At 64.3% G+C, this 22,660-nt stretch carries 17 protein-coding genes, 1 other RNA gene and 6 pseudogenes; 11 read left to right on the top strand and 13 right to left on the bottom strand.

The genetic code is table 11. From position 1 onward, the window contains the following. Positions 1-20: 20 nt before the first annotated feature. Positions 21-878 carry a bile acid:sodium symporter family protein gene (locus tag CUR85_RS11950; protein ID WP_067263805.1) on the top strand — a complete coding sequence of 286 codons (858 nt, stop codon included), beginning with the start codon at positions 21-23 and terminating at the stop codon, positions 876-878. Between the two features lie 68 nt (positions 879-946). Here the strand turns inward: CUR85_RS11950 and CUR85_RS11945 are convergent, their stop codons facing one another. Beyond that, positions 947-2,539 (bottom strand): hypothetical protein, encoded by a 1,593-nt coding sequence (locus CUR85_RS11945; RefSeq protein ID WP_247738177.1) that lies wholly within the window; start codon positions 2,537-2,539, stop codon positions 947-949. A gap of 319 nt (positions 2,540-2,858) precedes the next feature. On the opposite strand from CUR85_RS11945, the gene CUR85_RS11940 reads away from it, so the two are divergent. Next, on the top strand, positions 2,859-3,893 hold the full coding sequence (locus CUR85_RS11940; RefSeq protein ID WP_067267590.1) for a hypothetical protein: 1,035 nt from the start codon (positions 2,859-2,861) through the stop codon (positions 3,891-3,893). A gap of 1 nt (position 3,894) precedes the next feature. On the opposite strand, the pseudogene CUR85_RS11935 reads toward CUR85_RS11940, so the two are convergent. The 4 genes and pseudogenes from CUR85_RS11935 to mgtE all read right to left on the bottom strand — a co-directional run bounded on the left by CUR85_RS11935 (position 3,895) and on the right by mgtE (position 8,598). Continuing rightward, a pseudogene (locus tag CUR85_RS11935) lies at positions 3,895-5,665 on the bottom strand (SLC13 family permease). A 94-nt stretch (positions 5,666-5,759) separates the two neighbouring features. Beyond that, entirely contained in the window at positions 5,760-6,572 is an 813-nt protein-coding gene (locus CUR85_RS11930) for a TIGR00282 family metallophosphoesterase (protein WP_067267593.1), read from the bottom strand. Between the two features lie 38 nt (positions 6,573-6,610). Then, positions 6,611-7,198 carry a 5-formyltetrahydrofolate cyclo-ligase gene (locus tag CUR85_RS11925; protein ID WP_067267586.1) on the bottom strand — a complete coding sequence of 196 codons (588 nt, stop codon included), beginning with the start codon at positions 7,196-7,198 and terminating at the stop codon, positions 6,611-6,613. Next, entirely contained in the window at positions 7,195-8,598 is a 1,404-nt protein-coding gene (gene mgtE / locus CUR85_RS11920) for a magnesium transporter (protein ID WP_067267584.1), read from the bottom strand. The genes CUR85_RS11925 and mgtE overlap by 4 nt, the downstream gene beginning before the upstream one ends. A gap of 122 nt (positions 8,599-8,720) precedes the next feature. Here mgtE and guaD point away from each other — a divergent pair. Then, positions 8,721-10,021: pseudogene (gene guaD, locus CUR85_RS11915) on the top strand (guanine deaminase). A 22-nt stretch (positions 10,022-10,043) separates the two neighbouring features. On the opposite strand, the gene CUR85_RS11910 reads toward guaD, so the two are convergent. The 4 genes and pseudogenes from CUR85_RS11910 to CUR85_RS11895 all read right to left on the bottom strand — a co-directional run bounded on the left by CUR85_RS11910 (position 10,044) and on the right by CUR85_RS11895 (position 13,182). Continuing rightward, a complete protein-coding gene (locus tag CUR85_RS11910; RefSeq protein ID WP_067267582.1) occupies positions 10,044-10,463 on the bottom strand; it encodes a CAP domain-containing protein in 420 nt (139 codons plus the stop codon). Then, positions 10,460-11,792: pseudogene (locus CUR85_RS11905) on the bottom strand (8-oxoguanine deaminase). Before CUR85_RS11905 ends, CUR85_RS11910 begins: the two are co-directional and overlap by 4 nt. A 107-nt stretch (positions 11,793-11,899) precedes the next feature. Continuing rightward, positions 11,900-12,727, bottom strand: coding sequence for a histidinol-phosphatase (gene hisN / locus CUR85_RS11900; protein WP_067267580.1), 828 nt, complete (start codon positions 12,725-12,727; stop codon positions 11,900-11,902). An 80-nt stretch (positions 12,728-12,807) separates the two neighbouring features. Continuing rightward, on the bottom strand, positions 12,808-13,182 hold the full coding sequence (locus tag CUR85_RS11895; protein WP_067267578.1) for a helix-turn-helix domain-containing protein: 375 nt from the start codon (positions 13,180-13,182) through the stop codon (positions 12,808-12,810). Between the two features lie 625 nt (positions 13,183-13,807). Between CUR85_RS11895 and CUR85_RS11890 the strand changes: the two genes are divergently transcribed. After that, positions 13,808-14,584, top strand: coding sequence for a Bax inhibitor-1/YccA family protein (locus tag CUR85_RS11890; RefSeq protein WP_067267576.1), 777 nt, complete (start codon positions 13,808-13,810; stop codon positions 14,582-14,584). A gap of 78 nt (positions 14,585-14,662) precedes the next feature. Here the strand turns inward: CUR85_RS11890 and CUR85_RS11885 are convergent. The 3 genes and pseudogenes from CUR85_RS11885 to CUR85_RS11875 form a co-directional block, all read right to left on the bottom strand. Further along, positions 14,663-15,350, bottom strand: a pseudogene (locus tag CUR85_RS11885) (VIT1/CCC1 transporter family protein). A gap of 16 nt (positions 15,351-15,366) precedes the next feature. After that, on the bottom strand, positions 15,367-15,525 hold the full coding sequence (locus CUR85_RS11880; RefSeq protein ID WP_156505794.1) for a hypothetical protein: 159 nt from the start codon (positions 15,523-15,525) through the stop codon (positions 15,367-15,369). A 72-nt stretch (positions 15,526-15,597) separates the two neighbouring features. Then, positions 15,598-16,289 (bottom strand): annotated as a pseudogene (locus CUR85_RS11875) (metal-dependent hydrolase). 302 nt (positions 16,290-16,591) lie between these two features. On the opposite strand from CUR85_RS11875, the gene gatC reads away from it, so the two are divergent. From gatC to rpmG, 6 genes and pseudogenes are all read left to right on the top strand, one after another. Beyond that, positions 16,592-16,879, top strand: a complete 288-nt coding sequence (gene gatC, locus CUR85_RS11870; protein WP_067267591.1) for an Asp-tRNA(Asn)/Glu-tRNA(Gln) amidotransferase subunit GatC — start codon at positions 16,592-16,594, stop codon at positions 16,877-16,879. After that, positions 16,879-18,365: pseudogene (gene gatA, locus CUR85_RS11865) on the top strand (Asp-tRNA(Asn)/Glu-tRNA(Gln) amidotransferase subunit GatA). Before gatC ends, gatA begins: the two are co-directional and overlap by 1 nt. 36 nt (positions 18,366-18,401) lie before the next feature. After that, a complete protein-coding gene (locus CUR85_RS11860; protein WP_067267568.1) occupies positions 18,402-19,166 on the top strand; it encodes a hypothetical protein in 765 nt (254 codons plus the stop codon). A gap of 3 nt (positions 19,167-19,169) precedes the next feature. After that, positions 19,170-19,859, top strand: a complete 690-nt coding sequence (locus CUR85_RS11855; RefSeq protein ID WP_067267566.1) for an N-acetylmuramoyl-L-alanine amidase — start codon at positions 19,170-19,172, stop codon at positions 19,857-19,859. Between the two features lie 72 nt (positions 19,860-19,931). Further along, positions 19,932-20,352, top strand: an RNA gene (rnpB, locus tag CUR85_RS11850) — RNase P RNA component class A. A gap of 158 nt (positions 20,353-20,510) precedes the next feature. Further along, entirely contained in the window at positions 20,511-20,678 is a 168-nt protein-coding gene (rpmG, locus tag CUR85_RS11845) for a 50S ribosomal protein L33 (RefSeq protein WP_007119221.1), read from the top strand. Positions 20,679-20,848: 170 nt separating this feature from the next. Here the strand turns inward: rpmG and CUR85_RS11840 are convergent, their stop codons facing one another. After that, entirely contained in the window at positions 20,849-21,304 is a 456-nt protein-coding gene (locus CUR85_RS11840) for a nucleoside deaminase (RefSeq protein WP_067267564.1), read from the bottom strand. Between the two features lie 58 nt (positions 21,305-21,362). Between CUR85_RS11840 and CUR85_RS11835 the strand changes: the two genes are divergently transcribed. Beyond that, on the top strand, positions 21,363-22,460 hold the full coding sequence (locus tag CUR85_RS11835; RefSeq protein ID WP_425520133.1) for a pseudouridine synthase: 1,098 nt from the start codon (positions 21,363-21,365) through the stop codon (positions 22,458-22,460). Positions 22,461-22,660 lie beyond the last annotated feature (200 nt).

Below are 22,660 nucleotides of genomic sequence, written 5' to 3'. Positions count from 1 at the left end.
GATCAGCTTTGGGGGGACAAATGGACATTCTGATCAACGTCGTACTGCCGCTGTCATTGGCGATCATCATGCTGTCGCTGGGGGTGGGCCTCACGGTCCCAGACTTCACCCGCGTGGCGAAATACCCGCGCGCCTTTGCCTTGGGCGCGCTTTGCCAAGTGGTGTTGGTGCCCGCTGCCGCATGGGCGGTGGCCATGGCCTTCGGCCTGCGCGGAGAACTGGCCGTCGGGCTGATGATCCTCTCATTCTGCCCGGGCGGCGTGACCTCGAATATGATCAGCAAATTCGCGCGGGGCGATGTGGCGCTTTCGGTGACTTTGACGGCAGTGGTCTCGCTTCTGAGCATCCTGACCGTGCCGGTCTTCACCGCCATCGCCGTGCGGCACTTCATGGGCGATGCCGCGCCGGATGTTTCGGTCGCGGCGCTGGCGGTGGCGATGTTCGTGATCACCACCCTGCCCGTGGCGCTTGGGCTTGCCCTGCGCCACCTCGCCCCCGGCTTTGCCGCGCGGATCGAGCCGGGCCTCTCCGCCCTCGCCGCGCTGCTCTTTGTGCTGATTGTCCTCGCCGCATTGGCCGGGAATTGGAGCGTTTTCACCGAGAATCTCGCCCGGCTTGGTCCCGCGCTCATCAGCATGAACGCGGCGCTGATGTTGCTGGGGCTGGGCATTGCCGCAGCGGCTGGTCTGGCGTGGCAGACGCGCAAGACGATCTCGATCGAAGTGGGCATCCAGAACGCGACGCTCGGCATCACCCTCGCCGGGTTGATCTCAGGCCAAGCGTCGGGGTTCAGCGCCTATGCTCTGCCCTCGGCGGTCTATGGCATCACGATGTATCTGGTGGCCCTGCCCTTCGTCCTTTGGATGCGCGGGCGCTGAGGGCGACGCCCGCCAAGCAAAAGGCGCGCCCCGAGGGACGCGCCTTTAGTTTTTATATTGACGGCCCCTTAGGCCATGTCGAAGGCGTCATCCTCGCAGGTGTCGCCCCCTTCGTCTTCTTCCTCCGGCACGGAGGTGAGGGTCAGCGCGTCCATGAGGGCGCTCGCGGGGTCGGAGGTATCGGCCTCGGGGTCCTCCATGTCAGGGTCGACCATACCGGACACCTCAAGCACCTCGCCGCCGCTCTCATCCGAGTCCACCACAACCCGCATGCCGCTCAGATCGATATCTTCGAAAGACAGCGAGCCGGGATAGGTCCATAGGGTGAAGTTCGTGCTTGTGACCTCATCATCGGAACTGTCAGCGGTCGTGCCGAACTGCAGACCCACATCGAAGCTGCCCCCCGCTTGAGGACCACCCACGAAACCGTCGACACCGTCATCCACGGCCTTCACATCCGTCAGGTGATAGCCTTCGGCGTTCACATCAGGGAAGAAGTTCAGTTCTTCGATTGCGCTGCCATCAGTCACATTGAAGAAAAGCCCGTTGATGTCAGCGTGGGATTCCGCTTCGGGATCAGTGGGCGAAAGGTTGAAGTGCAACTGCCCCTCCGGCGTTTCCGTGACGGCGATTGTGATCTCCCCACTCTCTCCCATCAGGAAATTAAGAACGGACTTATCGTCGCCACCGGTATGCCCCCCTTGCGTACCACCCGAGCCAGACCCCTTAGTGCCGCAAGAGCCGGAGCCTTTTGTGCCGCCAGAGCCGGAACCTTTGGTGCCGCCAGAGCCGGAGCCCTTGGTACCGCCAGAACCAGAGCCCTTGGTGCCACCAGAACCGGAACCCTTCGTACCGCCAGAGCCGGAACCCTTCGTTCCACCTGAGCCGGAGCCCTTCGTGCCGCCGGAGCCGGAGCCCTTCGTACCACCAGAGCCGGAGCCCTTCGTGCCGCCGGAGCCGGAGCCCTTCGTACCACCAGAGCCGGAGCCCTTCGTGCCGCCGGAGCCGGAGCCCTTCGTACCACCAGAGCCGGAGCCCTTCGTGCCGCCAGAACCGGAACCCTTGGTACCGCCGGAGCCGGAACCTTTCGTGCCTCCAGAACCGGAGCCTTTCGTGCCGCCGGAACCGGAGCCCTTGGTCCCACCCGAGCCGGAGCCCTTCGTGCCGCCGGAACCGGAACCCTTCGTGCCACCCGAACCGGAACCCTTCGTACCGCCAGAGCCGGAACCCTTCGTGCCACCCGAACCGGAGCCCTTCGTGCCGCCCGAACCGGAACCTTTTGTGCCACCGGAGCCGGAGCCCTTCGTACCGCCAGAGCCGGAGCCCTTCGTGCCACCCGAGCCGGAGCCCTTCGTGCCACCCGAGCCGAAGCCCTTCGTGCCGCCCGAACCGGAACCCTTCGTGCCGCCAGAGCCGGAGCCTCCCTTCGTACCGCCAGAGCCAGACCCCTTGGTCCCACCCGAACCGGAGCCTTTGCCGTCATCATTCCCTTCGAACTTCCCGGCCAGGTGCGCGTCATACCACTTCGCGAAGGAGGAGCCCTCTACCCCGCCGTTGTGATAGGACTTCGTTCCGCTGGCACCGCAACCGCTGCCCGCTTCGCCGCCGGTGGACCAGCTATTGTCCTTGCTGTTCCAACCCTTCGAGAATCTGTAACCCATGACGCCAATCCCTCATATGCATTTGCAGCCGCGGCCGTTTTGCAGCGCCGCGTCCCCCACTGACCTGTGAACCTAGCAGCGGCGCCTATTTCCGCCAAATTCTTTCCATTTTTTGGGTAAATTGGGCTGACAAAGCGCGCCAAATCGAAACAGTGCGATACCCCGAGAGGGCATTGTTCTTTCGTATAGATCAAATGCGCTGATGGGGTGCGAATCACTCCCGCCGGGATAGGTGGAAATTGCCTTTGTTTTGCCCAAAACCCGCCGTACCCTCGTCAGCCAGCCGACCTAGACAGGCGAAAACACCAGCGGAGGCCTCATGGCACGACCCAAGGAACAAAGCGCTCAGGCCCAGATCGTCGCGGCGGCGCGCAAGCATTTCGGGCAAGATGTGGCGCGGGTATCGGCGCCGGGCGGCGAAAACCGGTCGAGCTTTCGGCTGCATCTGACCGACCGCACGGTGATCGCCACGCTGCGCCCGAACTTCCGCCGCACCCATCTCGAAGCGCATGTGCTGACCGAGCTTGGTCGCTACTGCAGCGACCTGCCCGAATGTCTGGGCGTGGTCGGCGAGATCATGTTCCAATCCGATGTCGGCAAACGCCGCCTCAACGTTGAGGTCGCGCGGGTGGAACGCGCCGAACAGCTTGACCTCGCAGCCGAGGCCGTCTCAGCCATCTTCCGCATCCACGGCGCCGCGCGCCAGACCGAGTTGAACGCGATCATGCCGCATCTGGGCAACAACCGCGACTGGGTGCTGAACTTTGTCGATGCGGTGGATTTTCTAAAAGACCTCGGCGGCGGCATCTCGGACCAGTTCGACCGCACTGCCGCCTATGAGCGCATCAACGCCCCGGCGCGGCAATTCGTCAAATGGGACTGCCGCTCAGGCAATGCCGCGATTGGCCGGGATGACAAGCTGCGCTGGTTCGACTTTGAATATGCCGGGCTGCGCCACGGGGCCGAAGACATCGCTTGGCTGATCGGGGATGAGGCATGGCCCATCGCCCCGCCGGATATGGTGGATGTGGTGATCGACGCCTTCGATCCGACCTGCGGCATCGCCCTGCCCGACTACCTCGATTACCTCTCGGTCTACCTGACCTTCCACGCGGTGCAGCGGCTCAAACTGATCAGCAAAGAGGCCAAGAAACGTGGCTGGCTCAGCAAAGACCGCATCCGGCGCTATGACGACGCCGGGGTGCATCCTGAATTCGCGGCGCATATCTGTCGGGTCGGGGCCTATTTCTCGGACCAATCCGAACTCACCGCCCCGCTGACCCGCAACTTCCTTGAGGCGCAAGCGGGCTTTGACGCAATCGTCGCCCAGTCCGACGTGCCGCGCAGCGCCTAAGCTACCAAATGAGCGGGATCACCGCGCTGACCAGCACCGACATGCTCAGGTTCAGCGGGATTCCGATGCGCATGAAATCGGTGAAGCGATAGCCCCCGGCCCGTAAACCAGCGTGTTGGTCTGATAGCCGATGGGCGTGGCAAAGGCGCAGGAGGCCGCGATCATCACCGCCACCACCAGCGGGCGCGGGTCCATGCCAAGCGCGGTGCTGAGGCTGATGGCAATCGGCGTCATAATCACCGCCACGGCATTGTTGCTGACGATCTCGGTCAGCGTCGTGGTCAGCAGGAACACCGCCAAGATGATGAAAAACGGCGGCAATTGCGCCAGCCCCGGCGCGATATTGTCGACGATCAGCGTGATCGCGCCGGAGTTCTGCAAGGCCGCGCCAACGGCCAACATGGCAAAGATCAGCGCCAGCAGACGCCCCTCGACGAAAGAGAAAGCTTCCTCCGCGTCGATACAGCCCGTCACCAGCACCACGGCCACGGCGATCACCGCCAGCAGGAGGATCGGCGCCACGTTGAAGGCCGCCAGCGCCACGATCCCCACGAGAGCGGCAATGGCAATCGGCGCATGCCCCCGGCGGAACGCCCGGGCCGAGGGTTGGGTCACATCGACAAGGTTCATCTCGCTCGCCAGCCGCTGGATATCCTCGGCAGCCCCTTCCAGCAGCAGCGTATCGCCAACCTTGACGATCAACTGATCAAGCTGCTGGCCGATGTTCTGGTTCCGCCGATGCACCGCCAGCGGATAGACTCCATAGCGCCGCCGCAGCCGCATGGAGCCCAAGCTGCGCCCCACCATCCGGCAACCGGGGTGATCAGCACTTCGACGGTCGTGGTCTCCACCGCCGACAGCTGGTCGACCCGGCGCAACTCCTTGTTGTTTTGCAGACTGAGAAGCTCGGTCATCTGGGTGCGCAGCACGACACGGTCGCCCACCTGAAGCGCGACTCCTTTGAGGTTGCGGCGCAATGAATCGTCGCCCCGCACCACGTCGATCAGCCGCACGCCCTCGCGTTTGAAAAGCTGCACGTCCAACACTTCGCGGCCAATCAGGTTGCTTTCAGGCGGGATCACTGCCTCGGTAAAGAATTTCATCTTGGAGCGGTCAGAGAGCATATTCGCCATGCTGTCGCGCGCGGGCAGCAGCCGGTCGGCGAAAAGTAGCATGTAGAGCAAGCCCCAAGCGCAGACCACAAGGCCCACGGGCAGGATCTCGAAAATGCCGAAAGGGGCCATGCCCTGCGACCGCGCCACACCGTCGACCAACAGGTTGGTCGAGGTGCCGATCAGCGTCAGAGAGCCGCCCATGATCGCGGCATAGCTGAGCGGTATCAACAGCTTGGAGGCTTTGGTGTTCAACGTGCGGGTCAACTGCACCACCACCGGGATCATCACCACCACCACGGGGGTGTTGTTCATGATCGCACTGGCCGCCATGACCGACAAGATCACCCCCGCCACCGCCGTTTTGGGATGCGTCTTGGCCGAACGTTCGGCCAGTCGCGTCAAGACATCCAGCGCGCCGGTGCGGACCAAGGCCCCCATGATGATGAACATCGCCGCGATGGTCCAAGGCGCGGGGTTTGAAAGCACCTCAAGCGCGTCGTCATAGGGCAGCACGCCAAGCGCCAGCAGCAAGGCCGCCCCGGCGATGGCGACCACTTCGGTCGGAAAGGCTTCGCGCAGGAAAAGCACGAACATCATGCCGACGACCACGAGGGTCAGCACCGCCGTCTCCATCGGAGAGAAGCTGAAAAATTCCATCAAGAACCTGTCATTCGGGCAAAAGGCCGTTGTCCAGTTACGCCGATTGCCGCCCTCGGTGCAAGCGCGACGCGCGGGCCGCGCCTTGCCGGTCTTAAGGGGCGCTGGCCTGAAGGGCACCGCCCTCACGCACCGGGACGATCCGCGTGGCGCGGCCCGTGCGGTCGTCAGTCTCGATATAGACGCCCGACAGGGTCGCCTCGCCATTGGCGGGGGTGAAACGTTCGCGCGGCATGCCGGTGATGAAACGGCGCAGCGGCTCGGCCTTATCCATGCCGATCACCGAATGATAATCGCCGCACATGCCGGCATCGCTCAAGTAGCCCGTCCCGCCCGGCAGGATCATCGCATCCGCCGTCGGCACATGGGTATGGGTGCCGACCACAAGGCTCGCCCGCCCGTCGCACCAATGGCCCATGGCCATCTTCTCACTCGTGGCTTCGCAGTGCATATCGACAATGATCGCCTGCGCCATGCCGCCCAAAGGATGGGTTTTCAACACCGGCTCCAGCGCCGAGAAAGGGTCATCGAAGGGCCGTTTCATAAAGACCTGCCCAAGCGCTTGGGTCACCAGAACCTTCTTGCCGTTCTGCGCCGTGAAGAGTTTAGCCCCCTTGCCCGGCGCGGATTTGGAGAAGTTCAGCGGGCGGATCACCCGCGGCTCCTGCTCGATAAAGCTGAGCATGTCTTTCTGGTCGAAAGCGTGATCGCCAAGGGTCAGACAATCGGCCCCAGCATCGAGCAGCGTCTTGGCATGTGCGCCCGAAAGCCCCATGCCGCCGGTCGCATTCTCGCCGTTAACCACAATGAAATCGAGCTTCCAGTCGCGCCGCAGCCGCGCCAGATTTTCGGTGATCGCCCGCCGTCCGGCCCGGCCCATCACATCGCCAAGAAACAAAATCTTCATGCCCATGGACTAGGACGCGCGCGGCTTGGCGGCAACCCTTATTCCGCTCGGGACGGAGGCTGGCCCGGCGTCACCTCGATCACCCCGGCCTCGGTCACGATTAGATCGAGCGGCGCGTCGGTGTCTTCCAGCGGGATGTCGTCCCACTCTTGCCCCGCGAAAGCAAAGCCAATGGCCAGCGTGGCCCGCCGCGCACGCAGCATCGCCAGCGTACGGTCATAAAAGCCGCCGCCATAGCCCAGCCGCCCGCCCGCGCGGTTGAAGGCCAAAAGCGGCACGATCACGATCTCAGGCTCGAAAAAATCGGGCTCAGCGGGGATCATCGCGCCAAAGGTGCCCGGCACCATCGCTGTCTCGGGGGTCCAACGGGCAAAGGACAGAGGGTGGTTCGGCTTTTCGATCACTGGCACGCCGACAGGACCATGGGCGCAAGCCTCGGCCATGGCGGGGCGCGGATCAATCTCCGTTCGGATCGGCATGAAACCCGACAGCGGCACGCCGCGGTAGCCCGCCAAAACCTCGGAAAGATAGCCCGCCTGCGCCGCATTCGCCTGTTCGAACAAAGGCTTACGGCGGGCAAAGGCCGCTTTGCGCGCCTCGGCCTTCCGGGCGGCGCAATCGCTCACAACAGCACCAAGGCGGCAAGGCCGAGGAAGGCGAAAAAGCCCACCACATCCGTCACCGTCGTCACAAACGCGCCCGAGGCGAGCGCCGGGTCCACCCCGAACCGCTCCAGCAAGATCGGGATGCCGGTGCCCGCAAGCCCCGCCACCACGAGGTTGATCACCATCGCCGTGGCGATGACATAGCCCAGCCCCGGCGAGCCGAACCAGAGCACGCCGACAATGCCCATGATCACCGCAAATATCAGCCCGTTGACCAACCCCACCAAGACCTCGCGCCGGATCACCCGCCATACGTTGGAGCCGGTGAGGTCTTTGGTCGCGATGGCGCGCACCGCCACCGTCAAGCTCTGCGTGCCCGCGTTGCCGCCCATTGAGGCCACGATCGGCATCAACACGGCCAGCGCCACGATCTGCGCAATCGCCGCCTCGAATTGCGAGATCACCACCGAAGCCGCAATCGCCGTCACAAGGTTCACCGCAAGCCACGGCAGCCGCTGCTTTGTCGTCTCCGTCACCCGGTCAGAAAGCGACCCCTCGCCCACACCCGCCAGTCGCAGGATGTCTTCTTCGTGTTCTTCGTCGAGCACGGCCATGGCGTCGTCAATGGTGATGACCCCGATGAGTCGCCCCTCCTCGTCGACGACAGGGGCCGAAATCAGGTGGTACTGGTTGAAGGCATAGGCCACATCGCCCTCATCGCGCATGGCAGGGATAATCTGAAAGGTCTCTTCCAGAATATCCGCCAGCCGTGTTTCTCGGCGCGAGCGCATGAGCTTGCCCAAGGTCACATTGCCCACCGGATGCAGGCGCGGGTCGACCATGACGATGTGATAAAACTGATCCGGCAGGTCTTCTTCCTTAGTGGCGCGCAGATGGTCGATGGCTTGACCCACCGTCCAATGCTCTGGCGCCATGACAACCTCGCGCTGCATCAGACGACCGGCGGAATATTCGGGCCAGTTCAGCGCCTGTTCCACCGCGACGCGGTCGGTCTCTTCCAGCGCGTCGAGGATGGTTTCCTGCTGCGCGTCTTCCAGATCTTCGATCAGGTCGACCACATCGTCGCTGTCCAACTCGCGCACCGCTTGGGTCAGAACCTGCGGCGTCAGGATGCTGATGACTTCCTCGCGGACCGACTCGTCGAGTTCCGACAGGATTTCCCCGTCGAACTCCTGCCCGTAAAGCCGGATCAAGGCGGCGCGGTCGTCCTCGTCGATCTGCTCAAGAAGGTCGGCGATATCCGCCGCGTGCAGCGGCTCCATCAGTTGGGTCAGATGCGCCTGATCGTTGGCCTCTACCGTCTCAAGGATCGCGGCCACGGCTTTCCGGTCGAGCACATAGGCCTCGGCACGCTCTTCAGGGGAGGCCGCCGGATCCAGCTCTTCGATCTGCTCTGACATCCGCTGCTCTCCGTCTCTGCGCCTTTGTTGGGAACGATGATATGCGAGCGCCCAAGCCGGTACAACGGCACCAGCGACGCTTCGGTATTGTTCCCCGTCCCGCCCTCACCTAAACCACTGGCATGACAAATCAACGACTCCTTTTGGGCGCGACGCTCACCTATTCCGGCAACCCGATGCAAAGCGCTTGGGAGGATGCCGTGAAGATCGACACCCAAGGCGGTGTGCTGATCGAAAATGGCCTGATCGCCGCCGTCGGCAAGGGGGACGCGCTGCGCGCCGCACATCCGCAGGCCGAGGTGACACGCTACGCCGATGCGCTGATCTGCCCGGGCTTTGTCGATGCCCATGTGCACTACCCACAAACCGCAATCATCGCCTCATGGGGCAAGCGGCTGATCGACTGGCTGAACACCTATACTTTCCCCGAAGAAATGCGCCTGTCGGATCCCGCTTACGCGGGCGAGATTGCCGCGCGCTATCTGGACCTGACGCTGTCCCATGGCACCACCACGGTCGCGTCTTATTGCACCATCCACCCCATAGCGCCGACGCGCTGTTTCAGGCGGCAGCGGAGCGAGGCCAGCGGATCGTCGCGGGCAAGACCTGCATGGACCGCAACGCGCCCGAGGGGCTGCGCGACACGGTGCAATCGGCCTATGACGACAGCAAAGCGCTGATTGAGCGCTGGCATGGCAAGGGCCGCGCGACCTATGCGATCACGCCACGTTTCTCGCCCACCTCCACGCCCGAGCAGCTTTCCACCCTCGGCGCGCTTTGGGCAGAGCATCCGACCTGCCTGATGCAGACGCACCTCAGCGAGCAGACGGATGAGATCGAATGGGTCCGCGACCTGTTCCCAGAGGCGCGCGATTACCTTGATACCTATGAGGCCCATGGCCTGCTGGGCGAACGCGGCCTCTACGGCCATGCGATCCATCTGGAACCGCGTGAGATCGACCGGCTGGCGGAGGTCGGCGGTGCGCTGGTGCATTGCCCGACCTCAAACACCTTCATCGGGTCGGGGCTGTTCGACATGACCGGCCTTGCTGCGCGGGGCATCCCGCTGGCGCTGGCGACGGATACCGGCGGCGGCTCGTCCTTTTCGATGCTGCGCACCATGGCTGCGGCCTATGAGGTCGGCCAGCTGCGCGGCACGCCGCTGCATGCGGCACAGCTCATTTGGCTGGCCACCGCAGGCTCGGCCCGCAGCCTGCATTTGCAAGATCATGTGGGTTCACTGGCCGAAGGGATGGAGGCCGACATCACCGTGCTGTCGCTCGACTCCACCCCCGCCATCGCGCAGCGCCATGCCGCGGCCAAGGACATTTGGGAAAGCCTTTTCGCCACGATCATGATGGGCGATGACCGCGCGATTGCGGATGTTTGGGTGGCGGGCGCGCAGCGGGGCGGCAGGGCGTAACGCCCCCCGCCTATGGCTGGGATCAGCAGGGCGCGCCCAGCACCATGACCCAGACCGCGTCATCAGCACGCACCAGCCCCATCTCCTCGGCCCGGGCGTCGACCATATTGCGGTAATGCCCCGGCGAGTTGGTCCAGCCGGTCATGACCTCATCAAGCGATTGCTGCCCCTTGGCGATATTCTCGGCCACGAAACACCATTCATAGCCTGCCACCGCCGCGCGGCGGCCGACATCGGTGCCATCGCGGCCTTGGTGGCTGAAATAGTCATGCGTGGCCATGTCGCGGGCGTGGTCCTTTGCCGCCTGTTCCAAACGGCTGTCATAGCTCAGGGGCTGCAACCCCTTCACATCGCGCAGGGCGTTCACCCTGTCCAATCCCATCGGGTCGGCCAAGGCGGGCATCCCCGCCAGCATCAGTATCGAGAGTAAAACCGGCTTCATTCAGCCAAGCCTTTCGCCAAATCATTCTGCCGCGCCACCTGAGCGGCCAAGTCGATGGTGGTGATCCGACCATCGCGCACCACCTGTCGGCCTTCAACGAAAAGGTCGCGCACCGCCGTAGGACCGGCAAGAAGCAGCGCAGCCGGGTCCCAACTGCCCGCGCTGTGCACGCCCGAGACATCCCAAATCGCCACATCGGCCCGTTTGCCGGGAATCAGCCGCCCGCAGTCGGGCCGCCCCAGCACATCCGCCCCGCCCCGCGTGGCCAGTTCGAGCGCCGCGCGCGGGCTCATCGCATCCGCCCCCGCGCCACCCGCTGCAACAGCATCGCCTGCCGCGCCTCGGCAGCCAGATTGCCGCTGTCGTTGCTGGCGGAGCCATCGACGCCCAGCCCCAGCGGCACGCCTGCGTCCAGCATCGCCCGCACCGGCGCGATGCCCGAGCCGAGGCGGCAGTTCGAGCAAGGACAATGCGCAACCCCGTGCGGGTCTGGGCGAAAAGGTCGATCTCGGCCCCATCCAACTGCACGCAATGGGCGTGCCAAACGTCGTCGCCGAGCCAGCCGAGGTTTTCGGCATATTCCCCCGGGCGGCAGCCGAATTTCTCCTGCGAATAGGCGACATCCTCGGCATTCTCGGCCAGATGGGTGTGCAGCATCACGCCCTTGTCGCGCGCCAGCAGCGCCGTGTCGCGCATCAATTCGCGGCTGACCGAAAAGGGCGAACAGGGTGCCAATCCGACCCGGCACATCGCCCCTTCGGTAGGGTCGTGAAAGGCGTCGACCACGCGGATGCAGTCTTCCAAAATGGCCGCCTCACGCTCCACGAGTGCATCGGGCGGCAGGCCGCCTTCGCTTTCGCCAATGCTCATCGAGCCGCGGGTGGGGTGAAAACGCAGCCCAAGTTCGGCGGCGGCGTGGATCGTATCCTCCAGCCGCACGCCGTTGGGGTAGAGATAAAGATGGTCCGAACTTAGGCTACAGCCCGAGAGCGCCAGTTCCGCCAGCCCGATCTGGGCCGAGACGAACATATGCTCCGGCCCCATGCGCGCCCAGATCGGGTAGAGCCGTTGCAGCCAGCCAAAAAGCAGCGCATCCTGCGCCCCCGGCACGGCACGGGTCATGCTTTGGTAAAGATGGTGGTGGGTGTTGACGAGGCCCGGCGTTACGACGCAGCCCTTCGCCTCGACAATCTCACCCTCTGTCCGAAGACCCTGCCCGATCTGGGCAATCACGCCGTCGCGCAGCAACAGGTCCGCGCCTGCAAGCTCCTGCCGGGTGTCGTCCATCGTGAGAAGGTAATCCGCGCCGCGGATGAGGGTCTCTGCCATAGGTCACACTTTCGCTATGCCCGTCTCATGCAAAGCGTGTGTGATCGGTGGAAAACGGGCGAGAGAACCGACCTTCTGCGGGATTTATCGCATCCCGCCGGGGCCGGTCAATCCGGGCTTTCCCGACAATTGAAACAATAGGCGGAAAGGATCGCAAGCGCTTGGGCGTGGATGTCGCGGTTGGCCGCGGCCAGCGCCCTGCCCCCTTCATGCACCGGGTTGCCCTGCCAATCGGTGACGATCCCGCCTGCGGCTTGGATCACCGCGATGGGCGCTTGGATGTCATAGGCGTTCAGCCCCGCTTCGATCACCAGATCGACCTGCCCCGCCGCGACCAGCGCATAGGCGTAGCAATCCATGCCATAGCGGGTCAGCAACGCCTGCGAGGCGACGGCGCGAAAGGCGCTGGCCTCCTCACTGCTGCCGACCTCGGGAAATGTGGTGAAGACGATGGCCTGCCGCAGATCTCGCGCCGCACGGGTCTGCAAGGGGCGGCTTCCATGCGGCCCGGTCATCAGCGCGCCATCCGGCGCCCCCTCGAACCGCTCCCCGATATAGGGCTGGTCAATGATGCCATAGAACGGCCCCGAGGCATCGGAAACCGCGATCAGCACGCCCCAAGTCGGTGTGCCGCTGAGAAAGCCGCGCGTCCCGTCAATGGGGTCGAGCACCCAAGTCAGCCCCGATGTGCCGGGCTGCGCGCCATATTCCTCGCCCAGAATACCATCCGCGGGCCGCTCGGCCGCCAGAATATCGCGCATCGCACGTTCGGCGGCGCGGTCGGCCTCTGTCACCGGATCGAAACCGGTGCCGAGCTTGTTGTCGGCCTGCAAATCGAGCCTGCGGAAATAGGGCAGGATCACCTGCCGCGCCGCATCCGCCATCAGATGGGCAACGCGGCGGATATCGGGATCGAAGTCACTGGTGTTCATCATGGCGAAGACCTGACAGTTTGCGCCCCTTTGCGCAAGCCTGTCAGTGCGTTAGAGCCGCGTCCAGACGCGGGCGGGCAGGCTCAGGCCACGTCGCTCAAGACGCGGGCGAGTTCAAACAACCGGCGGCGCTGGTTCTCGGGGATGGCGTAGTAAGAGCGCACCAGTTCCATCGCCTCCTTGTCGGCCATCAAATCGGCAGGCAGCCCGTCCATCGGCGCACCTTCGGCGACGTCCTCATCCTTCAACCCTTCGAAAAAGAATGACACAGGCACCCCAAGCGCATCGGCGATATCCCACAGCCGGGAGGCGCTGACGCGGTTCGCGCCGGTTTCGTATTTCTGTATCTGCTGGAATTTGATCCCAACCAGTTCCGCCAGTTTCTGCTGGGTCATCCCCGTCAGCCAGCGGCGCTGCCGGATACGTTTGCCTACATGTACATCTACCACATGCACCATATTCTCTAATCCTTATAGGGCACATGCGACCGTGCCAATCTCAGTTCCAAACAAGGACGAAGTGTGCCGTCGCCTCGCACGATACCGCAGGGGTTGCGCGAAAGTTCTGCCTCCTATCATAGCGGTTGCGTTGAATTCGGCCAAGAAATTTCACGGGATGGTAAAAATCTGCCCTGTATCGACTGCAACCTCAGGCGGTGCACTGCCCCTCTCTCTCTGCGACCGGCGGGCGTGAAATCCCCAAGTTTCCTTGGGCCTGTCGGTTTCCCGCTCGGCAACCACTGGATGAACGCGAAGGATATCAATCGGTTCCCGTCGGAATGCGTCAAATGCCATGTTTCCGTGTTTGGGGCGGTGAGAACGGCTGCTGCCCGCGCGCGTGTCGCTTGAAACGCATCGGTGCTTTTCCGCCGATCGACCGGTCGCGGCAGCCCCGTCCAAGGCGCGCGCAGGGTAAGCCGACGCCCCGCGCTCGCCCCGAACATCCCCACCCGTAAAACCCGCGATTATTGCCGTGTTAGCAGCCCGCAAGACACTTGAAATTCGCCCCCTCAGGCCCGATATTCAGACCCAAGAACGTGTCGGCCTGGTTTCGACACGCAACTTTGCCAATGGGAGTCACTAAATGGCTGACGTCAATTCAATTCGCTCTGCTGCCGGGTCGCGCGTCTCCGCGATCGACGAGGGTCTGCGCGCTCATATGAACAAGGTGTATGGCACCATGTCGATCGGCATGCTCATCACCTTCGCCGCGGCCTGGGCCATCTCGGGCCTGTCGGTCACCACCGACCCCTCCGCCGCTGTGGCGCAGCTCAGCCAGGATAAATACCTGACGCAATTGGGTTATGCGCTCTATGCCTCGCCGCTGAAATGGGTCGTGATGTTCGCACCCCTGGCCTTTGTTTTCGGCTTTGGCGCCATGATCAACCGCATGTCCGCCGCCACGGCGCAGGTTGTGTTCTACGCCTTCGCCGCCGTTATGGGCATCTCGATCAGCTCGATCTTTCTGGTCTTCACCGGCTATTCCATCGCGCAAGTCTTCCTGATCACCTCCATCGCCTTCGCGGGTCTGTCGCTCTGGGGCTACACCACCAAGAAGGACATCTCCGGCTGGGGCAGCTTCCTGATCATGGGTGTGATTGGTCTGGTCGTCGCGTCGATCGTCAACATCTTCCTCGCCTCCTCGGCGCTGATGTTCGCGATCTCGGCGATCGGTGTTCTGATCTTCGCGGGTCTGACCGCCTATGACACCCAGAAGATCAAGACCGAGTATCTGGCCCACGCCCATCACGGCGACACTGAGTGGCTGGGCAAGGCCGCGATCATGGGCGCGCTGAGCCTCTATCTGGACTTCATCAACATGTTCATGATGTTGCTGTCGCTCTTCGGCAACCGCGAGTAATCGCCCTGCCATCTAATGCGAAAGGCCGGCTCCGAAAGGGCCGGCCTTTTTCTTTGGCACCGTCTTGGTCCAAGCCGCTCATCCAATCGCGCCGAACAGATGCCCGACCCCGGCCGTGACGGCCATTGCCAGACCTCCCCAAACCACGACGCGCCCGATGGCGGGCCGCTTTGGCGCACCGCCCAGTTGCGCGCCGCCCGCGCCGAGCAGTATCAGCGCCAGCAGCGCCACCAAGGCAATGGTCACGCCGCGCAGCCCCGCAGGCGCCAGAACCGCCGCAAACAGCGGCAGCCCGCCCCCAAGGCAAAGGCCAATGCCGAAGCGCCCGCAGCCTGTAATGGATCGGCCTGACCGGCGAGACCGAACATGCCCAACTCTTCGCGCGCATGGGCGCCGAGGGCGTCATGGTCGGTCATCTGGGTGGCGACCTCTAGGGCGAGGTCGCTTTGCACGCCCCGGTTCTCCAGCCCTTCGGCCAGTTCGCTGAGTTCATAGTCAGGATCTTCGATCAGGGCGACGCGCTCACGCTCCAGATCGGCCTTCTCCACATCCGCCTGCGCCGAGACCGAGACATATTCCCCCGCCGCCATCGACAGCGCCCCGGCGGTGAGCCCCGCAAGCCCTGTCAGCAGGACATTGCCCTGCGTCATGCCCGCCGCGCTCACCCCGACCAGCAGGCTGGCCGAGGAGACGATACCATCATTGGCCCCAGAACGGCGGCGCGCAGCCAATTGCTGCGGTTGATGAAGTGGCCTTCTTTGGGCATCTGACCCGCCTTGCGTCTACTGCGGCTGATACACCAACAGATGCGCCGGGAAGATGACCGGCCTGTCGCCGCCCACCCCGGTAAAGCCGACACTGCCTGTGGGCTCCGCCCGGCTCAACGGTGCGCAGGCCCCCAGTGTCAGCAGCAAGATCACGGCAGTCGATTTGGCAAACATGGCATTCCCCCGGCAGTTCCTTCAGGTATCCCCGTTCCGCCCCGCCGCGCAAGGCGTCGGGGCGGAGGAGGATCAGACGGTGATCGGCTGCATCACCTGCGGCTCCACCACATCGACGCCCGGAAGCCCGTCAATCAGCGTCTGCGCCGATTGCTCCAACGCGTCGAAGGTGCGGTAGTGGCAGGGGATGACTGTCTTGAAATCGAAATAGCGTTTGGCGGCATAGGCGGCCTGCGCCATGTCCATCGTGAAATGCCCGCCCGCCGAGAGAATGCCGATATCGGGTTTGTGATAGTCGCCCATCCAATCCATATCCGCCATGATCGCCGTATCGCCGGAGTGATAGATCGTATGCCCCTCACCCGAGATCATGAAGCCGGTCTCCATCCCGGTGTAGATCGGCCCGTTTTCGCCTTCCACCGATGAGGAATGCGAGGCCGGGACCATGGTGATCGCCACCGCGCCTGCGCGGATCGTACCGCCTTTGTTAAAGCCCGTGGTCTGCTGCACGCCTTTGCTTTCCAGCCAGCCCATCAGCTCGACCATCCCGCGACCGGGGCATTGGTGCGGCTGGCGATGTCGGCGATATCTGCCGTGTGGTCGAAATGGCCATGGGTCACGAGGATCTGCGTAGCGCCCTTGATTGCATCGGCATGGTGCGCCTCGTCCAGCATGGGGTTGTCTTTGAGCCAAGGGTCGATCAGCAGCACTTGGTCTTCGATTTCGATGCGGAATGAGCCGTGGCCGAGCCAGATGATGTTCATGGGGGTCCTCCTGATTGCGGTGGGTCTAACATCAGATTTGACCCTATGCTGCGCGGAATCAAGTAACCCCGAACATGCCACCCTAGCCCGGAATCAAGGGCGCATGCCCGCCGGGCTGGCGCTTCTGCTACCCGGACGCCATCCCGACATCACCGAATACCGCCGTAGCCATGAATTGCCCAACTGCCTCGGCGCAAGCACCATCCCCGGTCTGGCGCCGCCCGGCTCCGTTCCGAACCTCTCAAACCCTTGCGAGGCCCGCCCCCAAACGGTAGAGGAGCCTCAAAGAGATGGAGATGTTCATGTCGATCGACGAAAACACCGCCGCACGCGTGGCGAAACTGGCCCGGATCAAGGTTGAACCCGACGCGCTGCCGGCGCTGGCGGAAGAGTTCAACACCATCCTCGGCTTTATCGAACAGCTGTCCGAGGTGGATGTCGAGGGCGTCGAGCCGATGACCTCCGTGACCCCGCAGCGCCTGAAACGGCGCGAAGACGTGGTCACCGATGGCGACCAGCAGGACCGCGTGCTGGCCAATGCCCCCGATGCCCGTGAAGGGTTCTTTGCCGTGCCGAAGGTGGTGGAATAATGACCGATCTGAACAAACTGAGCCTGGCCGAGGCCCGCGACGCCCTGCGCAAGGGCGAGACCACCTCGAAAGACCTGACCGAGGCCTGCATCCAAGCCATCGACGGCGCAGGCGCGCTCAATGCCTTCGTGCACCGCACGCCCGAGATCGCGATGGAACAGGCCGCCGAGGCCGACGCGCGCATCAAACAGGGCGACGCCCCCGCGATGTGCGGCCTGCCCATCGGCATCAAGGACCTTTTCTGCACCAAGGGCGTACCGAGCCAAGCGGGCAGCCGCATCCTCGAAGGCTTCCTGCCCGAATATGAAAGCACCGTCAGCCAGAAACTGCGCGACAGTGGTGCTGTGATGCTGGGCAAGCTCAACATGGACGAATTCGCCATGGGCTCGTCCAACGAAACCTCCGTCTACGGCAACGCGGTGAACCCGTGGCGGCGCGAAGGTGACACGGCGGAACTGACGCCCGGCGGCTCCTCGGGCGGCTCTGCTGCCGCCGTGGCCGCAGACCTCTGCCTTGCCGCCACCGGCACCGACACCGGCGGCTCGATCCGCCAGCCCGCCGCCTTCACCGGCACCGTGGGGATCAAGCCAACCTATGGCCGCTGCTCCCGCTGGGGCATCGTGGCCTTCGCTTCCTCGCTCGACCAAGCTGGGCCGATGACCAAGACAGTGCGCGACGCGGCCATCATGTTGGAAGCCATGTGCGGCCATGACGCCAAGGACAGCACCAGCGCCGATCTGGCCGTGCCGAACTTTGAGGCGGCGCTCACCGGCGACATCCGTGGCAAGAAGATCGGCATTCCGCGCGAATATCGCATGGATGGCATGCCCGAGGAGATTGAAAAGCTGTGGGCCGACGGCATCGCCATGATGAAAGACGCGGGCGCCGAGATCGTCGACATCTCGCTGCCGCACACCAAATACGCCCTGCCCGCCTATTACGTCATCGCGCCCGCCGAGGCCTCCTCGAACCTCGCGCGCTATGACGGTGTGCGCTTTGGCCACCGCGCCAAGCTCGACCACGGCGACGGCATCACTGAGATGTACGAAAAGACCCGCGCCGAGGGCTTCGGCCACGAGGTTCAGCGCCGGGTGATGGTCGGCACCTATGTGCTCTCCGCCGGTTTCTACGACGCCTATTACAACCGCGCCCGCAAGGTCCGCACGCTGATCAAGAAGGACTTCGAAGACGTCTTCGCCCAAGGCATCGACAGCATCCTGACCCCGGCAACCCCTCCGCCGCCTTTGGTCTGGGCGAGATGAAGGACGCCGATCCGGTGGCGATGTATCTCAACGATGTCTTCACCGTGACGGTGAACCTCGCCGGCCTGCCCGGCGTGGCACTGCCCACGGGGCAAAGCAGCACGGGTCTGCCGCTGGGTCTGCAACTGATCGGGCGTCCGTGGGAAGAGGCCGACCTGCTGTCCTCCGCCTATGCGCTGGAGAAGGCCGCCGGTTTTGTGGCCAAGCCCGAGAAATGGTGGTAAGCCGCAGAGCGGTGAACAAGAGCGAGAGCGGGTCAGATGATCACACGGACACTTCTAGCGATGACGGCAGGCGGTCTTTTGGCAGCCTGCCAACCGGCGATCCCCGATTCCGGGAACATCAACACCGGGCGCGGTGTCGGCTTTGGCGACGGCAGTTTCGAGGCCGAGCAGCGCGCGCGCGATGCCGCGCTGGCGGGCGACGGCAGCTACATGCCCGCCGCCTCGGAGGTGACCGCCCAGCCTTTGGATGACGGCTCTCCCGAAGCGACGGCGGCGGAAACCGCCCGTGTTCTCGCCGCCACCCGTCCGGGTGGGGCCAGCAACGGTCTGGGCAATGACGCGGCCACCAACTCGGGCGTGGCCCCGGTGAACGCCAGCCCGTCGAACCCGCCCCCCGCCGCGGTCAACGCCGTGGGCATCTCGAACGAGAACAACTTCGACGCCGTGTCGGGCCAGCGCAGCATTCAAGACGACGCCGCCCGCGTGGCCGCGAACCGCGCGCAATATCAGGTCGTCCAACCCGAGGCCCTGCCCGAGCGCCGCAATGTCGGCCCGAATATCGTTGCCTACGCCCTGCAAACCAATCAGTCGGTCGGCCAGCAGATTTATAGCCGCATCGGTTTCAACAAGGCCCGCAAGTTCGAACGCGCCTGTGCGCAATACGGCCACGCCGACCAAGCACAGATCGCCTTTCTTGAGGCCGGCGGCCCCGAGAAAGACCGCCTTGGCATGGACCCCGATGGCGATGGCTTCGCCTGCGACTGGGATCCCACACCCTTCCGCCGGGCTGCACAGGGCTGAAAGATGCCTGCCGCGCCTGATGTGACGGCGCATCCCTCGCCCAATTGCAGCCCGCGGCGCGGCGGGCTGCGCCCCCGGCTGATCGTCTTGCACTACACCGCCATGACCAGCGCCCAAGCGGCGTTGGAACGGCTGTGCGACCCCTCCGCCGAAGTCTCGGCCCATTACCTGATTTCAGGCCGCGGAGAGGTCATTCAGATGGTCGAGGAAGAGCAACGCGCGTGGCATGCAGGCGCGGGCGAATGGGCGGGGTTGGAGGACATCAACTCACGCTCCATCGGGATCGAGTTGGACAACCGTGGCGACCACCCGTTTTCCGAGCCGCAGATGCAGGCGCTGGAGACCCTCCTGCCCGGCATCATGGCACGCCACAGCATTCCGCCCGAAGGGGTGATCGGCCATTCCTGCATGGCACCGGGCCGCAAGATCGACCCCGGCCCCCGATTCGACTGGGCCCGGCTCGCAGGGCGCGGGCTGGCGCTGCCTGCGGGCGATGGCCCCCTTCCTGACAGCGTAACCACCGCAACCTTTCGCGCCGCTGCGCAGGCCGCAGGCTTCACTGCGCCCTGCGACGATGACACGCTGCTAGACACCGTGCGGTTGCGTTTCAGGCCATGGGGGCGCGGCCCTCTCACCCCCGCAGACCTTGCCGCCCTTCCCGCCCCCATTGACGCGCCGCGCGCCGGCGTCTAGGGCGGGGCTGCGCGGAAGGCTGGATGGCCGCTGCGTCGACTCGCGTCGCATGACCGACGTCCGCTCTCGTCACACGCATGTGTGACATCCGCGGCGTCGCTTTTGCGGGGCAAAAGCGACGTAGAGGAAAGTCCGGACTCCAAGAAGAAACGGTGCCGGGTAACGCCCGGGCGGGGCAACCCGACGGAAAGCGCCACAGAAATGAAACCGCCCTTCGGTCCGGCCTTGCCGGATCGGCCGAAGGGTAAGGGTGAAACGGTGGGGTAAGAGCCCACCGCGGGGCTGGCAACAGTCCCGGCATGGCAAGCCCCACCGGGAGCAATGCCAAATAGGGACCGCGTGCCGATGATCTTCGGGTCAAAGGCGGGGCTCTTCTGCCCCAGCAGGTCCGGGTTGGCAGCTATAGCCGCATCGGCAACGGTGCGGTCAGAGGAATGGTCATCGCCTGTTTTCGGACAGGTACAAAATCCGGCTTATAGGCCTTCCGCGCATATTTCTGCTCTTTCGAGGCTGAAAGGCAGGTTTTTCGACGAAACCGGCGTCTTTCGGCACCGGGCGGGCAAATAGCGGTTGACTCGGGCGCGGGTCTGACTAGAACCCGAAATTCAGAATTCACGCAGGCCTGCGCGGCGCTGCAGCAGGAGAAGACACATGGCGAAGCCAACCACGATCAAGATCCGCCTGAACTCGTCCGCGGGCACAGGCCATTTCTACGTGACCAAGAAAAACGCACGCACCATGACCGAAAAGATGGTCATCAAAAAGTACGACCCCGTTGCGCGCAAGCACGTCGAATACAAAGAAGGCAAGATCAAGTAAGATCGCCTGACTTTTGAGTTTCAAAAGGCCATGCGGTTTCGCGTGGCCTTTTGCATTGTGCAGGGCTGGATCGCGCCCGCCCTGGGGGCGGGTCGGGCGCGATCCGGACGCGGGGCGTCCGGATAATCGTTGAGACGCCTGAATGCCATCCCCGGTCCGGCGCTGCCCGGCTAGCGGTCTCTCTTCTCGCGGAAAAACCTCACGAGCATCTCTTCCGCCTCTCCCGCCGCGATTCCGTCGAAGACCTCGGGCACATGGTGACATTGGGGATGCGAGAACACCCGCGCGCCCTGCGCCACGCCGCCTGATTTGGGGTCCGCCGCGCCGTAGTAGAGCCGCTCCACCCGGGCGGCGGCGATAGCACCGGCGCACATGGCGCAGGGTTCCAGCGTGACGTAAAGCGCGTGACCGATCAGCCGTTCCGAGCCGACGGCGGCGCAGGCGGCGCGCAGGGCCAACATCTCGGCATGGGCGGTTGGGTCATTGCGGGCGCGGGTCTCATTGCCTGCGGCGGAAACGATCTGCCCTTTCGGAGAGACAACGACTGCCCCCACTGGCACTTCGCCGCGCGCAGCGGCGGCGCGGGCCTCGGCCAAGGCCTGTCCCATATACGAGCGAAACTCCATCCCGTCACATGGCCGCAAACGCCACCCTTTCGCAAGCCCGTGAAACAGGGTAAGCGCAGTGTATGAACGCAAAAACGCCCCCTCTGGCTCCGGCCCGCAAAACCCCGACACCGATGCAAGTGCAGGCACCCCCACCGGCGACCGCATCGCCAAGGTGCTGTCGCGCGCGGGCATCGCCTCGCGCCGCGAGGCCGAGCGCATGATCGAAGCGGGCCGCGTGCGCGTGAACGGGGAGCAGATCACCTCGCCCGCGCTGAACGTGACGCCCGAGGATAAGATCACCGTTGACAACACCCCCGTCGGCGCGCCCGAACCGCCGCGCATGTGGCTGTATCACAAGCCTGCCGGACTGGTGACCACCGCCCGCGATGAAAAGGGCCGCGAGACGATTTTTGACGCCCTGCCCGAGGATATGCCCCGCGTGATGACCGTGGGCCGGCTCGACCTCAACTCCGAAGGGCTGTTGCTGCTGACCAATGACGGCGGGGTGAAGCGCAAGCTGGAACTGCCCAGCACCGGATGGCTGCGCCGCTACCGGGCGCGGGTGAATGGCCGCCCCACCGATGAGATGCTGGAGCCGCTGCGTAAGGGCATCACCGTGGAGGGCGAAAACTTTCAGCCGATGGACGTGACGCTCGACCGCCAACAAGGGGCCAACGCTTGGCTGACCGTCGGCCTGCGCGAAGGCCGCAACCGCGAGATTCGCCGCGCGATGGAGGCCGTGGGCCTGACCGTGAACCGGCTGATCCGCATCTCCTACGGCCCGTTCCAACTGGGTGAATTGAAGATCGGCGAAGTGGAAGAGCTGCGCCGCAAGGTCGTGCGCGATCAACTGGGGCTCGAGTTGGAAGACCCCAGCGGCACCGCCACCAAGAAACCCACCGGTCTGCGCCGCCCGCCGCGCCGCAAGCCCGGCGGTTTCGGCGGCGCGGGCCAGCCGGGCCTGCCCGTGCAACGGGGCGAAGACGACGAACCGCCGCCCCGCCGTGGCGGCGGCAAGGCAAAGAACGCACCGCGTGGCAAGGCCGCGATGGGCAAGACGGCTGGCAAAGCAGGCGGCAAGGCAAGCGGCAAACCGGGGGCGCGCCCGACGGGGCGACCGAATGGCAAAACGGGGCCGAAGCCCACAGGCCGGGGGCCAAAACCCCGCCGCTGACCGGCTCTGCCCCAAGCTGCCCCTACGCGTTTCCGGAACGCGGCCGACTTGCGTGCGTTGAATAGAGAACGGCAGGCAAGATCAGCGCGAAACCGCTGTCAGAAAAGGGCAATATGGCGCGAATAGTGATGTTTTTGGTGGCCTTGGCCGCGCTCGTGGTTATCATCCTCGGCGCAGCCTCGCTCGTGGGGCGTGCGGCT

The organism is Sulfitobacter faviae (genome assembly GCF_029870955.1).
Taxonomy (GTDB): domain Bacteria; phylum Pseudomonadota; class Alphaproteobacteria; order Rhodobacterales; family Rhodobacteraceae; genus Sulfitobacter; species Sulfitobacter faviae.
This window is presented reverse-complemented; position numbering and strand designations above follow the sequence as displayed.

Coding starts and splice junctions, on each gene's coding strand:
- CUR85_RS11950 (WP_067263805.1), top strand. CDS start 21: ATGGACATTCTGATCAACGTCGTACTGCCGCTGTCATTGGCGATCATC.
- CUR85_RS11945 (WP_247738177.1), bottom strand. CDS start 2,539: ATGGGTTACAGATTCTCGAAGGGTTGGAACAGCAAGGACAATAGCTGG.
- CUR85_RS11940 (WP_067267590.1), top strand. CDS start 2,859: ATGGCACGACCCAAGGAACAAAGCGCTCAGGCCCAGATCGTCGCGGCG.
- CUR85_RS11930 (WP_067267593.1), bottom strand. CDS start 6,572: ATGAAGATTTTGTTTCTTGGCGATGTGATGGGCCGGGCCGGACGGCGG.
- mgtE (WP_067267584.1), bottom strand. CDS start 8,598: ATGTCAGAGCAGATCGAAGAGCTGGATCCGGCGGCCTCCCCTGAAGAG.
- CUR85_RS11910 (WP_067267582.1), bottom strand. CDS start 10,463: ATGAAGCCGGTTTTACTCTCGATACTGATGCTGGCGGGGATGCCCGCC.
- hisN (WP_067267580.1), bottom strand. CDS start 12,727: ATGATGAACACCAGTGACTTCGATCCCGATATCCGCCGCGTTGCCCAT.
- CUR85_RS11895 (WP_067267578.1), bottom strand. CDS start 13,182: ATGGTGCATGTGGTAGATGTACATGTAGGCAAACGTATCCGGCAGCGC.
- CUR85_RS11890 (WP_067267576.1), top strand. CDS start 13,808: ATGGCTGACGTCAATTCAATTCGCTCTGCTGCCGGGTCGCGCGTCTCC.
- CUR85_RS11880 (WP_156505794.1), bottom strand. CDS start 15,525: ATGTTTGCCAAATCGACTGCCGTGATCTTGCTGCTGACACTGGGGGCC.
- gatC (WP_067267591.1), top strand. CDS start 16,592: ATGTCGATCGACGAAAACACCGCCGCACGCGTGGCGAAACTGGCCCGG.
- CUR85_RS11860 (WP_067267568.1), top strand. CDS start 18,402: ATGATCACACGGACACTTCTAGCGATGACGGCAGGCGGTCTTTTGGCA.
- CUR85_RS11855 (WP_067267566.1), top strand. CDS start 19,170: ATGCCTGCCGCGCCTGATGTGACGGCGCATCCCTCGCCCAATTGCAGC.
- rpmG (WP_007119221.1), top strand. CDS start 20,511: ATGGCGAAGCCAACCACGATCAAGATCCGCCTGAACTCGTCCGCGGGC.
- CUR85_RS11840 (WP_067267564.1), bottom strand. CDS start 21,304: ATGGAGTTTCGCTCGTATATGGGACAGGCCTTGGCCGAGGCCCGCGCC.